We start from the raw sequence: 14632 nt of genomic DNA, 5'->3' as shown, positions 1-14632 counted from the left end.
GATGCTTTGCATCTGGGGTAGGGGAGCGTTGTATGTAGGTTGAAGGTGTACCGTAAGGAGCGCTGGACAGCATACAAGTGAGAATGCCGGTATGAGTAACGAAAAGATCAGTGAGAATCTGATCCGCCGAAAGCCCAAGGTTTCCTGAGGAAGGCTCGTCCGCTCAGGGTAAGTCGGGACCTAAGGCGAGGCCGATAGGCGTAGTCGAAGGACAACAGTTTGAAATTACTGTACCACCGTAATCCGCTATGAGCGATGGGGTGACGCAGGAGGGTAGTGACGCGGACTGATGGATGTCCGTCTAAGCAGTGAGGCTGGTGTGTAGGCAAATCCGCACATCGTAAGGCTGGGCTGTGATGGGGAGCGAAAATTACAGTAGCAAAGGTCATGATCTCACACTGCCAAGAAAAGCCTCTAGCCAGGAGAAGGTGCCCGTACCGCAAACCGACACAGGTAGGCGAGAAGAGAATTCTAAGGCGCGCGGAAGAACTCTCGTTAAGGAACTCGGCAAAATGACCCCGTAACTTCGGGAGAAGGGGTGCCTCGGTAGGGTGAATAGCCCGAGGGGGCCGCAGTGAAAAGGCCCAAGCGACTGTTTAGCAAAAACACAGGTCTGTGCGAAGCCGCAAGGCGAAGTATACGGGCTGACGCCTGCCCGGTGCTGGAAGGTTAAGGGGAGTGGTTAGGAGCAATCCGAAGCTATGAACCGAAGCCCCAGTAAACGGCGGCCGTAACTATAACGGTCCTAAGGTAGCGAAATTCCTTGTCAGGTAAATTCTGACCCGCACGAATGGCGTAACGACTTGGGCGCTGTCTCAACGAGAGATCCGGTGAAATTTTAATACCTGTGAAGATGCAGGTTACCCGCGACAAGACGGAAAGACCCCATGGAGCTTTACTGCAGCTTGATATTGAATTTGGGTACGATCTGTACAGGATAGGTGGGAGCCGTAGAAGCAGGAGCGCAAGCTTCTGTGGAGGCGCCGTTGGGATACCACCCTGATCGTATCTAGGTTCTAACCTGGTGCCCTTAACGGGTACGGGGACCGTGTCAGGCGGGCAGTTTGACTGGGGCGGTCGCCTCCTAAAGAGTAACGGAGGCGTTCAAAGGTTCCCTCAGAATGGTTGGAAATCATTCGAAGAGTGCAAAGGCATAAGGGAGCTTGACTGCGAGACCTACAAGTCGAGCAGGGACGAAAGTCGGACTTAGTGATCCGGTGGTACCGCATGGAAGGGCCATCGCTCAACGGATAAAAGCTACCCTGGGGATAACAGGCTTATCTCCCCCAAGAGTCCACATCGACGGGGAGGTTTGGCACCTCGATGTCGGCTCATCGCATCCTGGGGCTGAAGTAGGTCCCAAGGGTTGGGCTGTTCGCCCATTAAAGCGGTACGCGAGCTGGGTTCAGAACGTCGTGAGACAGTTCGGTCCCTATCTGTCGTGGGCGCAGGAAATTTGAGAGGAGCTGTCCTTAGTACGAGAGGACCGGGATGGACGTACCGCTGGTGCACCAGTTGTTCCGCCAGGAGCATGGCTGGGTAGCTACGTACGGACGGGATAAGCGCTGAAAGCATCTAAGCGTGAAGCCCCCCTCAAGATGAGATTTCCCAATTAGTAAGACCCCTTGAAGACGACGAGGTAGATAGGTTGGAGGTGGAAGTGCAGCAATGCATGGAGCTGACCAATACTAATCGGTCGAGGGCTTATCCAAAAGCTACCCCAAAAAGTGAAGAAGAGGCTGACGAAGCCGATTCCGATTACTTTCCGGGGGCCCCGTAACAAGGGCGAACGCATCTTCGTTTCGGATTCAGTTTTCAGGAATCAAGTTCTGATTCAGAAGGCACAAGCGGCCTGATGATGAAGATTGATTATTCAGCATTTGGCGATGCTGATACCTGTATTATGCATTTGTACTGCAAATGCCCGTTTGGTGGCGATAGCGGAAGGGTTCCACGCGTACCCATCCCGAACACGACCGTTAAGCCTTCCAGCGCCGATGGTACTTGGACCGAAGGGTCCTGGGAGAGTAGGACGCCGCCAAGCACTTAAGACCACTGCTGATTACAGCGGTGGTTTTTTGTTTGTGTTAAGAATTAAGTAGATATTATGGGTACGACAAGTAATGGCTAGATGCTGGCAAGACTCTGTAGTTGTGCTCTTATCTCTAACGGACTGAACAGCCTTTATTTTCAGCATAAGTGATGTTTTTAAATTCTAACGGACACTAGTGCTCTTATCTAAGGAAATATCCCCAAAATTCGGCTGCTGCAGTGACAATAAGAGCGCTACGGTCCGTTAGCACAGCCATTGAGTCCATCCTAGAGGGATATTGGCTTCTTGAGTCCGTTAGCTCCAATGAAGGAGCAGGAGAGCTCCTGCGGGCTGCTTAGACCGGCAGAGGGATAGCACCTCAGAAGAGTATGACATGGAGGTGGGCAGAGACAGTAGGTTAAGATAGGCTTCAAATACTCGGTTCCCTTCATAGGCCCCATCAAGTGTAAGAGTGCTTTCGGCAGCTATCATAAAATTATTGAATAATCTATTGCACTTCCTATTTATATGTGATATAATATTTTTTGTTGTCACAAACAACAATGTTGATATGGCCCGTTGGTCAAGGGGTTAAGACACCTCCCTTTCACGGAGGTAACAGGGGTTCGAATCCCCTACGGGTCACCATTTATTTTAAAAAAAGAGTTTGCTTTTGTAACCAATGTATGGTAAGATCATTAAGTTGCTTCTTCCATGGAGGCTTAGCTCAGCTGGGAGAGCATCTGCCTTACAAGCAGAGGGTCGGGGGTTCGATCCCCTCAGCCTCCACCATATATATCTTTTACTGACGCGGGGTGGAGCAGCCCGGTAGCTCGTCGGGCTCATAACCCGAAGGCCGCAGGTTCAAATCCTGCCCCCGCAATTCATTTGGAACCGTGGTGTAGTTGGCCTAACATGCCTGCCTGTCACGCAGGAGATCGCGGGTTCGAATCCCGTCGGTTCCGCCATTAGTACTTTGTTTATAGTCTGACAAGCCTATGGAATTGCAGAAATACATACCGTGTGCGGACGTGGCTCAGCGGTAGAGCATCGCCTTGCCAAGGCGAGGGTCGCGGGTTCGATTCCCGTCGTCCGCTCCAATATTTGCGCCCTTAGCTCAGCTGGATAGAGCGTTTGACTACGAATCAAAAGGTCGGGAGTTCGAATCTCTCAGGGCGCGCCATATTTACTTAACAGAAGCATCTCTCCGGAGAGGCTATTTTTTTTGTCTGAATAACTTTATTATTTGCAGTGAAACGGAATGGTGAATTACTATTAAAGTAATTTTACCATTCCGTTCTTTTTATATTAGAGAAAGCGTATTAAAGCGGAAAGCGGCCAAAATGCAGAAGAGGAGGCTTTTGTATGTTCAAGAGCATAAAGCGGCGCATCGATAATGCTAATCAAATGCATAAAATACGCAAAGAAAACCCGGAGGCATGGGAGCGGGCATTAAAGGAGGAGCAATCCAGAGTTGAGGAAGTGAACGAAAACGTTCTGCCTCCCCAACCCGGACCGGTGATTCTGTTTTTCCGTTGGGTGCTGCGGCTCTTGACGGTCTTGATATTACTGGTGGTTTTCATTGGGGTACCCCGTGCAGACAATCCCTTATTTTCGCTGATGAGCTTTGGCTTGCTGCTGTCCCTGCTGTACCTGATAGCTGGTCTTGCTCAACCCTCAATCGTTTTCGTACGGAGGAAATGGTCCAGGGAAGATGTGGCAGAGCTGTTCGGCCTGCTGAGCATCGTTTTTATTGTTTTGCTGGTTGTATTTCATCAGTAGGTGCACTGTATAGTACGGATACCTGATAGCTGTTGAGAAAGCTGATCCATTCCTCAGAAGGCTTCTGATCAGTCACAATATAATCGACTTTATCGAAGCTGAACAGCTTAATGAAGGCAATCCGGTCAAATTTGGAATGGTCAACGAGCAGTACGACCTTGCTGGCCTGCTTTTGCATCAGAATCTTCAGCTCGCTCTCCTCCTCGTTGGAATCACTGAGCCCTCCGGTCATCGACAGTGCTTTACAGCTGAACAGGGCGACGTCCACATTGTACTTCTGGATGGTCTGGGAGGCGGTGGGGCCGACGAAGGAGCTGGTCTCCGGTCCCAGTGTACCTCCGGTAGAAATCAGCTTATGGCCGGAATGCTGGAATTCAGATAGAACAGCGAGTGAATTGGTGATGATGGTCAGGTTGTGCTTGGATTCGGTGATTTTGCGCAGAGCTTCAAAAGCTGTTGTGCTTGTATCTGTCATCAGGCTGTCCCCGTCATTGATCAGATCCAGCACATTCGATGCGATAATGCTTTTAGCCTCCAGGTTGACCTGATGCCTGCTTGCGTAGGAGGGGTCTTCGTTGGTATGGGCGTTTAGTATGGCTCCTCCGTAGTTTTTTTTGGCCAGGCCTTCCTTATCCAGCTTGTCCAGATCGCGGCGGATGGTTTCCTCGGACACCTGGAATTTTTGCGCGAGGTCAGCGACATGCACTTTTTTATGCCGGTACAGCTCGTTAATGATCAAATCTCTCCGTTCAAATGCCTTCATGCTTACCCACCCTTGTCTACAAAATCATATATTATTCATAGTGTACTACATTTGAGCGCAAGATAGTCAGAATTCACACGTGAATCCACAATTAATTATTAAAATATCACATAATACCACATAAATATATTAAAAATATGTGGTTTGTTGTTGACTTTGCATCGTTTCGACTCTATGATAAACATGAACTTAATTTTAATATCTAGTACGGGATCAGGCGGCACGGGATGGGGCAGTCTCACAACACCTTCATGACAGCGCTTTAAAAGGGGACTGGATTCACGTCTGCAAGGATCTGCCGTAATATCCAACCAATTCATTTGAGGAGGAACAGCAGTGGCAACAAATTATCCGAAGATTGGAATCCGGCCTACGATTGATGGAAGAAGACGCGGTGTCCGTGAATCGCTGGAGGCCCAGACTATGGGAATGGCAGAGCGGGTGGCTAAGTTTCTTGCGGAAAAGCTTTTTTATCCGGACGGGTCTCCTATAGAGTGCGTTATCGCTGATTCGACGATCGGCGGTGTTAAGGAAGCAGCGGCTGCCGCACAGAAATTTGCCGGACAGAATGTCGGCGTATCGATTACAGTAACCCCTTGCTGGTGTTATGGCTCGGAAACGATGGATATGGATGCAACGATTCCGCATGCTGTCTGGGGATTTAACGGAACGGAGCGCCCGGGGGCAGTTTATCTGGCGGCTGTTCTGTCTGCATATGCGCAAAAGGGAATTCCGGCGTTCGGGATTTACGGGGAGGATGTACAGGAATCCAGCAGTGAAGAGATCCCTGCAGATGTGCAGGCAAAGCTGCTGCAGTTCGCCAAATCTGCTATGGCAGTAGCGCTGATGAAAGGTAAATCGTATCTGTCGATGGGCTCCGTCTCGATGGGGATTGCCGGCTCGATTGTGAACGAACAGTTCTTCCAGGATTACCTGGGCATGCGGAATGAATATATCGATATGTCCGAATACGTGCGCCGGTTCGAGGAAGAGATTTATGATAAAGACGAATTTGCACAGGCGCTGGCCTGGGTTAAGGAAAAATGCATCACCGGCGCGGACAATAATCCGCAGCATCTGCAGATCAGCGATGAAATGAAGGAGCAGCAGTGGGAGACCTGTGTCAAAATGACGCTCATCGCGCGTGACCTCATGGTCGGTAACCCGCGGCTGGCTGAGCTCGGCTTTGAGGAGGAGGCTAACGGTCATAACGCGATCGTCGGGGGCTTCCAGGGCCAGCGGCAGTGGACGGATCATTTTCCTAACGGGGATTTCATGGAGACGATTCTAAATTCCTCCTTTGACTGGAACGGCCGGCGCGCTCCGTATATTGTGGCTACTGAGAATGACAGCCTGAACGGGGTAACGATGCTGTTCAACTATCTGCTTACGAATACGGCACAGATTTTTGCTGATGTACGTACGTTCTGGAGCCCTGCTGCGGTTGAAAGGGTGACCGGATATAAGCTGGAAGGAGAGGCGGCGCACGGGCTGCTGCATCTGATCAATTCGGGCTCTGCAGCGCTGGATGGAACGGGACAGCAGAGTGTGGACGGGAAGCCTGCGATTAAGCCGTTTTGGGAGATTACGGATGAGGAGGCGGAGCGCTGTATAGCAGAGACTCAGTTCCGTCCGGCTTCGCAGGAATATTTCCGCGGGGGCGGCTTCTCCACTGATTATTTAACAAAGGGCGGAATGCCTGTAACGATGGCCCGGCTAAATCTGGTTAAGGGGCTTGGTCCCGTGCTTCAGCTTGTGGAGGGTTATACTGTCGAACTCCCTGAAGAAGTGCATAAGACGCTGGATGAGCGGACCGACCCGACCTGGCCGACGACTTGGTTTGCTCCTAAGCTGACGGATCAGGGCTCGTTCAAAACCGTCTATGATGTCATGAACAACTGGGGAGCTAACCATGGCGCCATCAGCTACGGGCATATCGGTGCAGATCTGATTACGCTGGCTTCCATCCTGCGGATTCCGGTCAGCATGCACAATGTGGAGGAGGAACGGATTTTCAGACCGCGCGTGTGGTCCCTGTTCGGAACAGAGGATCTGGAGAGTGCAGATTACCGGGCCTGCCGTAACTTCGGACCGCTGTACTAAAATCGGAGGTAAAGCAGGTGCGGGATATGGATGAAACAATCAAGCTGCTCGCAGTGGACCTGGGAGCGAGCTCGGGCAGGGTCATGCTGGGCCTGTATGACGGCAAACGTATTGAGGTGGAGGAGGTTCACCGGTTTGCCAATCAGCCGGTTGAGCTGCACGGGCATTTGTATTGGGATGTGCTGCAGCTGTTTTATGAAATGAAGCAGGGAATACGCAAGGCGGCCAGAGAGCACGGGACTTTGACCTCCGTGAGCGTGGATACCTGGGGCGTCGACTACGGCTTCATTGACCGGAAGGGGCAGCTGCTGTACGCCCCGCATCATTACCGGGACCAGCGGACAGCTGCATACGCTCCTATTCTTGAGGAGCTGCTGCCGCCGGATGAGCAGTTTAAGCTGACGGGCAATCAGTCAGCCAGAATTAACACGGTGTATCAGCTGTTCGCGGATCTGGAGGAGAGTCCCTGGCTAAGGGAGACAGCAGACCGGATGCTGCTGATGCCGGATCTGTTCCATTATCTGCTCTCCGGCACTGCAGCCGGGGAGCAGACGATCTGGAGCACCAGCGGTCTGCTGGCCGCCGGATCAGTTGCTCCTTCCGCCAAGGTGATGAACCGGCTGCGGCTTCCGCTCAGGCTGATTCCGGAGCTGGTTCCTGCCGGAACCGTGACCGGCCAGCTGCTGCCCGCGCTGCAGGAGGAGCTTGGCATAGGCCCGCTGCAGGTCATTGCCGGGGCTTCCCATGACACGGCATCTGCGGTGGCTTCCATTCCCTATGGACCGGGAGCAGAGACGGCCGCTTTTATCAGCTGCGGGACGTGGTCCCTGGCAGGCATGGAGACAGAGCAGCCGGTGCTGACGGATCAGGCCCGTGAATTCGGGTTTACCAATGAGGGCTGCTTCGGCGGCGGAAACCGGCTGCTGAAGAATATTACGGGGCTGTGGATTTTGCAGGAGACGCAAAGAGGCTGGGCGCAGGCGGGTGAGCCGGTGTCTCATCAGGAGGCGGTCCGGCTTGCCGCAGAAGCGCGTAGCGAAGGTTATGCTGCGGCTGTCATAGATCCGGATGATGTCCTGTTCAGCACGCCGGGGGATATGCCCGGCCGGATTGCAGCCTATTGTACCCGTACCGCCCAGCAGCCGCCGGAAAGTAAGGGCGAGGTTATTCTGACCATTCTGCAGAGCCTTGCCTCGGCTTATGCCCAAACAATAAGTGAGCTGGAGACGCTGACCGGACAGAGCATCCGCACAATCCACATGGTGGGCGGAGGCATCCGCAATGAGCTGCTGTGCCAGCTTACGGCTGAGGCCACCGGAAAAGAGATTATCGCCGGGCCTGCCGAAGCCAGCGCGATCGGTAATATAGCTGTACAGTTAGCCGCTATAGGAGCAGTTAGGGCTGCTGCGCTCAGAGAGCTTGTAGCACAGTCCTGCACGCTCAACCATTATTATCCGTCATTATCCGTCCAGACAAAGGAGAGTTACCATGAACCAGAAAGAACAGGAGCTGCGCCTGCTGATCTGTGATATCGGCAGAAATTTGTTCAACAAGGATTTTATCGCCGCCAATGACGGGAATATTTCGGCCCGTCTGTCCGAAACCGAAGTTCTTGCTTCACCGACCGGAGTCAGCAAAGGCTATCTGCAGCCTCATATGCTCGTTAAGGTCAATCTGCAGGGAGAGATCCTTGAAGCAGCCGAGGGCTACCGCCCTTCCACTGAAGTGAAGATGCATCTGCGGATCTATAATGAGCTGCCCGAAATGAACGGGGTGGTGCATGCCCATCCGCCTTATGCGACAGCTTTTGCGATCAAGGGTGAGCCGCTGGATAAAATGATGATGCCGGAGTCGGTCATAGCAATGGGAGATATTCCACTGGCGGCTTACGGGACACCTTCTACGGAAGAAATCCCGGATTCGCTGATCCCGTTCCTGGGCAAGAAAACGGCCGTCCTGCTGGAAAGCCACGGCGCCCTGACCTGGGGCAAGGATGTTATGAGCGCCTACATGAACATGGAGCGGCTCGAATACACAGCAAAGCTGACGTTCATTACCCGGATGATCAAGGGGGAGCGCGAGCTGCCGCAGAACCGGATTGATGAGCTGGTTGCCCTGAGGTCTTTTTATGGGATGTAGGGTCGTCAAGGGAGGAGCCGCATGCTGAAGAAAATCCCTAAGCTGCTGTCCCCTGAGCTGGTCCGCGTGCTGATGGAGATGGGCCACGGGGATGAGCTGGTGCTGGCGGATGCCCATTTTCCGGGTCATTCCCTGCATAACAGAGTGCTGAGATACGACGGGGTGGGAATCCCTGCCCTGCTTGATGCGGTCCTTGAGCTGCTGCCGCTGGATCATTATGTGCCGCATCAGGCGGCTTTTATGGCTGTAGTGGAGGGTGATCCGTCAGTGCCGGAGGTCTGGTCCGTGTATGAAGCTATTTTTGCGAAGCATGACGGGTCGGCGACGGTTGAATATGAGGAGCGTTTTGACTTTTACAGCCGCTCCAGGCAGAGCTACGCTATTGTGGTTACGGGGGAAGAGGCTCTTTACGGCAATATCATTATTAAAAAGGGTGTTGTTACAGCAGAGGGCTGCTAAGAAAATTCATCTGTCCTCTGGAATGATGCTATGAAGACCGGATTTTAATTGAAAATAGCGAGGCCACAGCGGACATGTCCACGTGCTGTGGCCTTTTTTTGATTGTGCAGAGCCGAAAGAGCAGAAAAGAAGTCAAAATTATACACACTCCCGGCAAAAGTTATCTACTCCGCGGGTGCCCCAATCTCTTACGATAAGGCAAACGCAGTGTGAGTGAGGGAGAGAGATATAATGTGGAAGCATGCAATTGAGGATGCCATCGTCAAAATACAGCGCAATATCGGCCGTTTCGGAGACCGTTACCCCCATGTAGGAAATGGCCGGCAGTATTCATTGATTGAGAACGAGGATTGGACCAACGGCTTCTGGAGCGGAATGCTGTGGCTTGGTTATGAATATTCGGGAGACAGGCGGCTTCTTGACGCAGCCAGGAAAACGGTTGACAGCTTCCGCAGCCGAATGGAGCAGGGAATCGTGCTCGACCATCATGATATCGGCTTCCTGTATTCACTGTCCTCCAAAGCGCAGTGGATTGTGGAACGCGATACAAATGCGCGTGAGCTGACACTGCTGGCAGCAGACTGCCTGATGGCCCGCTGGCGCAGGCAGGGAGAATACTTTCAGGCCTGGGGCCCGGAAGGTGATACTGCGGAAGGCGGGCGGATTATTATTGATTGCCTGCTCAATCTGCCTCTGCTCTACTGGGCCTCGGAGCAAACCGGGAAGCCGGTTTATAAGACGGCGGCAGAGCTTCAGGCTAACAAAAGCCGGCGTTATCTGGTGAGGGGTGACGCCAGCTCGTATCATACCTTTTTCTTCAATCAGGAGACCGGGGAGCCCATTGGAGGCGCGACTCATCAGGGATACACAAACGGATCAACGTGGACAAGGGGACAGGCCTGGGGCATTTACGGCTTTGCGCTGTCGTATCGTTTAACCGGCGATCCGCAGTTCCTGGATACCTCCAAACGGATGGCCCGGTATTTCCTTGAGCATCTGCCGGAGGACGGGGTGGCTTACTGGGACTTCAATCTGCCGCCGGATGCAGAGCGCCCGTACCGCGACAGCTCCGCATCGGCCATCGCTGCTGCCGGACTGCATGAGCTGTTATCTCATTTGGATGAAAAAGAGCCCGGATATGCCTATTTACGCAGCGGGCTGCTCAACACAATGGAAGCGCTGGTGTCGCATTACTCCACGATAGGCGACGAGCAGGCGGAAGGGCTGCTTAAGCATGGTTCTTATCATGTCCGCGGAGGTCAGGCGCCTGATGAGTATATGATCTGGGGAGATTATTTCTACCTGGAAGCATTGCTGAGACTGGAGAATGGGATCGGAGGCTATTGGTATGAGCGGGGATAGCGGAGCTTTGGAAGCAGATCACTTGCCGTCAATGGAAACCTTGTTGACTCTGTTGAACCTTGATTACCCCGGCTTGGAAAAGGTGAAGGAAGCGGCTCGATATGAGCGGTACTCTGAGGCACTGGCAGAGCTGCGGGCGTATTTCATTAATCGTCCGGTACCCGGGGGCTTTCCCGCTCATGCTGACCGGACTGTTATCCCGGCATACGTCCGGGAGCATTGTCCGGAGGAGCTCGGGCTGGTGCTCCGCACGGCTGATGAGGTGCTGAAGCAGACCTTTCTGTTCCGGTTTCCCTGGGATATGGAACGAACACGCATCCCGGTTGTTTTTACAGAGAAGATAGACTGGAATCATGTTCCGTCCGGAGATGTTGAATGGCCCTATATGCTGAACCGCCACCGCTACTGGATTGCCTTGGGCCAGGCATCAGTGCTCACTGGCGGTGAGTGTTATGCGGAGCGGTTGTGCCGGCAGATAGAAGACTGGATTGACCGCAATCCGCTGCCCGGAGATCCTGCGGGCTCGCTGAACTGGCGCAGCATCGAAGCCGGCCTGCGGGGAACGAACTGGACAAAGGCCGTCTCCTACATTCTGGACTCCCCGTTCCTTACCGGGGAACTGCTGTGCAAGTTCCTGCTGTCCCTTCATACCCATGCTGCGTATCTGGCCGCATCGTTTAACGGATGGAAGAATATCAGCAACTGGGGAGTGCTGGAGTCCTGCGGACTGCTGCATATCGCCCGGTTCCTGCCGGAATTCCGGCAGTCGGGGGAGTGGACGGCTCTGGCGCTTGCGAGAATGAATGCCACTGCCTCCCTGCAGATCCTTCCGGATGGAATGCACTGGGAGCAGTCGCCAACCTACCATCATGAAGTGCTGCACTGTTACCTGGAAATGCTGCATCTGTGCCATAGCGGCGGACTCCGGGCAGATGAAGCGGCAACGGACGCCGTACACCGGATGGCCCGCGCTTCGCTGGACGCCTCGCGTCCGGACCGGCGTCAGACGATGACAGGGGACAGCGACAGCTTGGATATCTCGACGGTGATAGCGGCAGCCGCGCTTATTTTTAAGGATCCCGTACTTCGCTTCGGAGGCGGCGATTGTCCCGGCTATGACAATGCCTGGCTGTTCGGCGCCGCGGGGCTGAGACAGTATGAACGGCTTGGCCCCGAATTGCCGCCGCTGCTGTCCCGGCCGTTTCCTTATTCGGGCAATTACTGCATGCGTTCGGGCTGGGATGAGCAGGCATTGTTCCTGCTGCTGCGCTGTGCACCGCTTGGCGGCGGGCATGGCCATGCCGATTCTCTGCATATCGATCTGTACGCCTACGGCAAAGAGCTGCTTACCGATCTGGGCCGCTACAGCTACAGCAATGAAGAGCCGTTGCGGACTAAGCTGAAGCGTCCGTCTGCCCATAACACAACGGTTGTAGATGAGACTGATTTTACGGAAATCCTGGATACCTGGGAGTTCGGCCATATCGCCTTTCCTGCCGGTGTACGCTGGATTTCACAGCCGGATTTCGATTACGCAGAGGCCAGCCATGACGGCTACCGCCGGCTGGAGGACCCGGTATATCCGCGCAGGCGGATTCTGTTCCTCAAGCCGCACTGCTGGCTGCTGATAGACACCTTTGACTGCTCGGGGGAGCATCGTTTCAGGCAGTATTTTCATTTCCCTCCCGGACAGGTCAGTCTTTCCCGGGATACGGGAGTATGCCTGACCCGCAATGCTGACTCAGCCAATCTTTGCGTGATCCCTGCCGCCAATCCAGGGCTTGCCGCAACAATGGAAGAGAGCAGCGTGTCGTACGAGTACAATCGGATTGAAGCCGCTTCCTGTGCAGTCTATGAAATAGCCGGATCCGGCACTGTGTCCATCACGCAGCTGCTGTATCCGCTGCCGGCGGGTTCAGCAGCGCTGCCGCTTCTGGAGAATGTTCCGGTATACCGCTATACCGGCGAGCTGGTAACGGCTGCACAGGCAGAGGCGTTCCGCATACTGCTTCCCGGACAACCGGAGATGATCGTGCTGATCTGCCACCGTCCGCCGTCTCTGCATGCCGATTCACTCGTGGTTGAAGGCATACAGGTCTTCGGGGAGGTTGTTGTGATTGAGCCGGGCAAGCCCGGAAGCCAGGCCAGGGTTATAAAGTAGTATTAATGGGTAGGCAGCGTAGCATTTTTCCTGAGGGCCGGGGTCTCCCGGGGATGTCCATCCGCTGCCGGGAGCTGTTACAATAGATGAAAATGACCCGAAACGAAAGAGGCCAGAGCATGCATAAACTTACCTACTACCGGAGAATCCAGCTGTCGTTTCTGCTGTTCATTATTTTGCCGATCCTCGCTGTTTCCGTCTTCTCGTATACCCTGCTGAAGCAGAATATGATCGAGAAATTCCAGCTGAGCAACAGCAGCATGCTGAATGTTATTGCCGGAGAAATCGAGCGGACCATTGATGATGTGACCTTTGCCTCGCATTATATTGTTAACGATACCGGCCTCCGTGCTTCACTGGATAATTTTGCAGATACCGCCCGGATAAACACATACACAGACTATACCCGGTTTATGAAAATCAAGGACAGCTTTTCACTCATTACCTCCAAGCCCTTAAATAACAGCATCCGCATGTATCTGGTCAACCGGGCAGGGTTTGTCATCTCGCCTGATTCAGAGAATCTGAAGGCAATGAGCGGGCGGCTGGATCAGCTGCTGGCTAAGGTTGACCCTTCCAGGCCTGCCGTACTGCAGTGGCTTGGCCTTTTAAAGGATGAGGCGGATGGCAAGGGGACTTATTATATCGCCAGAGTCATCGGCGGGGGAGCATCACAGCCTTATACGTCAGTGCTGCTGATCGCTATCAGGACGTCTTATTTTGAGCAGCTGCTCAACCGGGTGGAGTTTGGCTCGCCAGCCTTGTTTGACGGCAGCGGAGTGCCGATCGCCGGTAGCCCGGATATGGCTTTGCAGCCGGAGAAAACGCCGGACGCAAAGCTCCGTCTGGAGACGGTACTGGACAAAACAGACTGGACACTCGTCTACGAAACGTCCGAGGAAGCGCTGACCGGGCAGATTTCGCGTGCATTTTACACTGGAATTGGTCTGGTGCTGCTCTTTACCCTGCTGTTCTCCATTATCTCGCTTTTCTTTGCGAAAAGGCTGCACAGCCCGATCCGAAAGCTGCAGCGGGTGGCTCGCCAGTTCACTATGGGTAACCGGGACATGCGGCTGGATATCGTCGGCAAGGATGATATTGCGGAGCTGGGCTCCTCCTTTAACCTGATGCTGGATGAAATTGAGGTGCTGATAGCCAATATCGAGCAGGAACAGGAGCAGAAGCGGGTAATTGAGCTGGAGGCCCTGTTCATGCAAATCCGGCCGCATTTTCTGATCAATACCCTGAATTCAATCAAATGCAGCCTGATCCTGAATGATGATCAGCTGCACAGCAGTGTTATCGATTCGCTGATGGGCCTGCTCCGTGCTTACCTGAAGGTTAGTGAGTCTTCTACGCTGGAAGAGGAATGCCGGCTGCTCGGATATTATGCCGATATCATGAATGTACGCAATGAAATGGAGCTGCAGCTGGAATTCGGGCTGACGCCTGATCTGGAGAAGTTCGCTGTCCCGAAGCTGGTGCTTCAGCCGCTTGTGGAGAATGCCATTGTACATGGCCTGGTTGACCGTGAGAATCCCCGGATTGCGCTAAGTGCATCCAGGGAGCAGGGCATCGTCACTATAATCATTGCCGACAATGGCTGGGGAATGGAGGAAGAGCTGCTTGTGGCACTGAACCGCCAGCTGAATGACCCGGAATCGGAAGAGTATGCCGCCTACCGGAGAGTCGGCTTGCGGAACGTGATACAACGGCTGCGTCTGACCTTTGGACCGGGTGCGGCGATGGAGCTGTGTACAAACGCACAAGGCGGCATTTCGGCTGTTCTCAGTATTCCGGTACCGGAACGTTAAAGATCACAGGAGGTTAA

Annotated in this window: 9 protein-coding genes, 6 tRNA genes and 2 rRNA genes (1 of these 17 cut by a window edge); 16 read left to right on the top strand and 1 reads right to left on the bottom strand. The window is 53.6% G+C overall.

Features of this window, described 5'->3' with window-relative positions; translation table 11 throughout:
• From R70723_RS24825 to R70723_RS24785, 9 genes are all read left to right on the top strand, one after another.
• Positions 1-1712: ribosomal RNA gene (locus R70723_RS24825) — 23S ribosomal RNA — on the top strand (it extends 1214 nt beyond the left edge of the window).
• A 215-nt stretch (positions 1713-1927) separates the two neighbouring features.
• A 5S ribosomal RNA gene (gene rrf, locus R70723_RS24820) occupies positions 1928-2044 on the top strand.
• 561 nt (positions 2045-2605) lie between these two features.
• Positions 2606-2680: transfer RNA gene (locus R70723_RS24815), tRNA-Glu, on the top strand.
• A gap of 68 nt (positions 2681-2748) precedes the next feature.
• Positions 2749-2824, top strand: a tRNA-Val gene (locus tag R70723_RS24810).
• A gap of 17 nt (positions 2825-2841) precedes the next feature.
• A tRNA-Met gene (locus tag R70723_RS24805) sits at positions 2842-2915 on the top strand.
• Positions 2916-2922: 7 nt separating this feature from the next.
• Positions 2923-3000: transfer RNA gene (locus tag R70723_RS24800), tRNA-Asp, on the top strand.
• Between the two features lie 57 nt (positions 3001-3057).
• A tRNA-Gly gene (locus R70723_RS24795) sits at positions 3058-3132 on the top strand.
• 6 nt (positions 3133-3138) lie between these two features.
• A tRNA-Arg gene (locus R70723_RS24790) sits at positions 3139-3215 on the top strand.
• Positions 3216-3397: 182 nt separating this feature from the next.
• Positions 3398-3814: a hypothetical protein gene (locus tag R70723_RS24785; RefSeq protein ID WP_039876422.1), complete on the top strand. Its 417-nt coding sequence runs from the start codon at positions 3398-3400 to the stop codon at positions 3812-3814.
• Here R70723_RS24785 and R70723_RS24780 read toward each other — a convergent pair.
• On the bottom strand, positions 3783-4577 hold the full coding sequence (locus R70723_RS24780; protein ID WP_039876419.1) for a DeoR/GlpR family DNA-binding transcription regulator: 795 nt from the start codon (positions 4575-4577) through the stop codon (positions 3783-3785). The genes R70723_RS24785 and R70723_RS24780 overlap by 32 nt on opposite strands.
• Before the next feature lie 336 nt (positions 4578-4913).
• Here R70723_RS24780 and R70723_RS24775 point away from each other — a divergent pair, with 336 nt between their 5' ends.
• The 7 genes from R70723_RS24775 (at position 4914) to R70723_RS24745 (ending at position 14615) form a co-directional block, all read left to right on the top strand.
• Complete coding sequence (locus R70723_RS24775) at positions 4914-6680, top strand: L-fucose isomerase (RefSeq protein ID WP_039876417.1); 1767 nt, start codon at positions 4914-4916, stop codon at positions 6678-6680.
• 26 nt (positions 6681-6706) lie between these two features.
• A complete protein-coding gene (locus R70723_RS24770; protein WP_039879241.1) occupies positions 6707-8209 on the top strand; it encodes a rhamnulokinase in 1503 nt (500 codons plus the stop codon).
• Positions 8169-8819 carry a class II aldolase/adducin family protein gene (locus R70723_RS24765; RefSeq protein WP_039876416.1) on the top strand — a complete coding sequence of 217 codons (651 nt, stop codon included), beginning with the start codon at positions 8169-8171 and terminating at the stop codon, positions 8817-8819. The genes R70723_RS24770 and R70723_RS24765 overlap by 41 nt, the downstream gene beginning before the upstream one ends.
• 21 nt (positions 8820-8840) lie before the next feature.
• Complete coding sequence (gene fucU, locus R70723_RS24760; RefSeq protein WP_039876413.1) at positions 8841-9278, top strand: L-fucose mutarotase; 438 nt, start codon at positions 8841-8843, stop codon at positions 9276-9278.
• 231 nt (positions 9279-9509) lie between these two features.
• Positions 9510-10640: a glycoside hydrolase family 88 protein gene (locus tag R70723_RS24755; RefSeq protein WP_039876412.1), complete on the top strand. Its 1131-nt coding sequence runs from the start codon at positions 9510-9512 to the stop codon at positions 10638-10640.
• Positions 10627-12801 (top strand): alginate lyase family protein, encoded by a 2175-nt coding sequence (locus tag R70723_RS24750; protein ID WP_052421460.1) that lies wholly within the window; start codon positions 10627-10629, stop codon positions 12799-12801. The genes R70723_RS24755 and R70723_RS24750 overlap by 14 nt, the downstream gene beginning before the upstream one ends.
• A 119-nt stretch (positions 12802-12920) precedes the next feature.
• Positions 12921-14615: a sensor histidine kinase gene (locus R70723_RS24745; protein ID WP_039876411.1), complete on the top strand. Its 1695-nt coding sequence runs from the start codon at positions 12921-12923 to the stop codon at positions 14613-14615.
• Positions 14616-14632: the final 17 nt, after the last annotated feature.

The sequence above is a fragment of the Paenibacillus sp. FSL R7-0273 genome, from assembly GCF_000758625.1.
In the GTDB taxonomy this organism is placed as follows: Bacteria; Bacillota; Bacilli; order Paenibacillales; family Paenibacillaceae; genus Paenibacillus_AQ.
The sequence above is the reverse complement of the archived record's forward strand: the minus strand, read 5'-3'. Positions and strand labels throughout refer to the sequence as shown.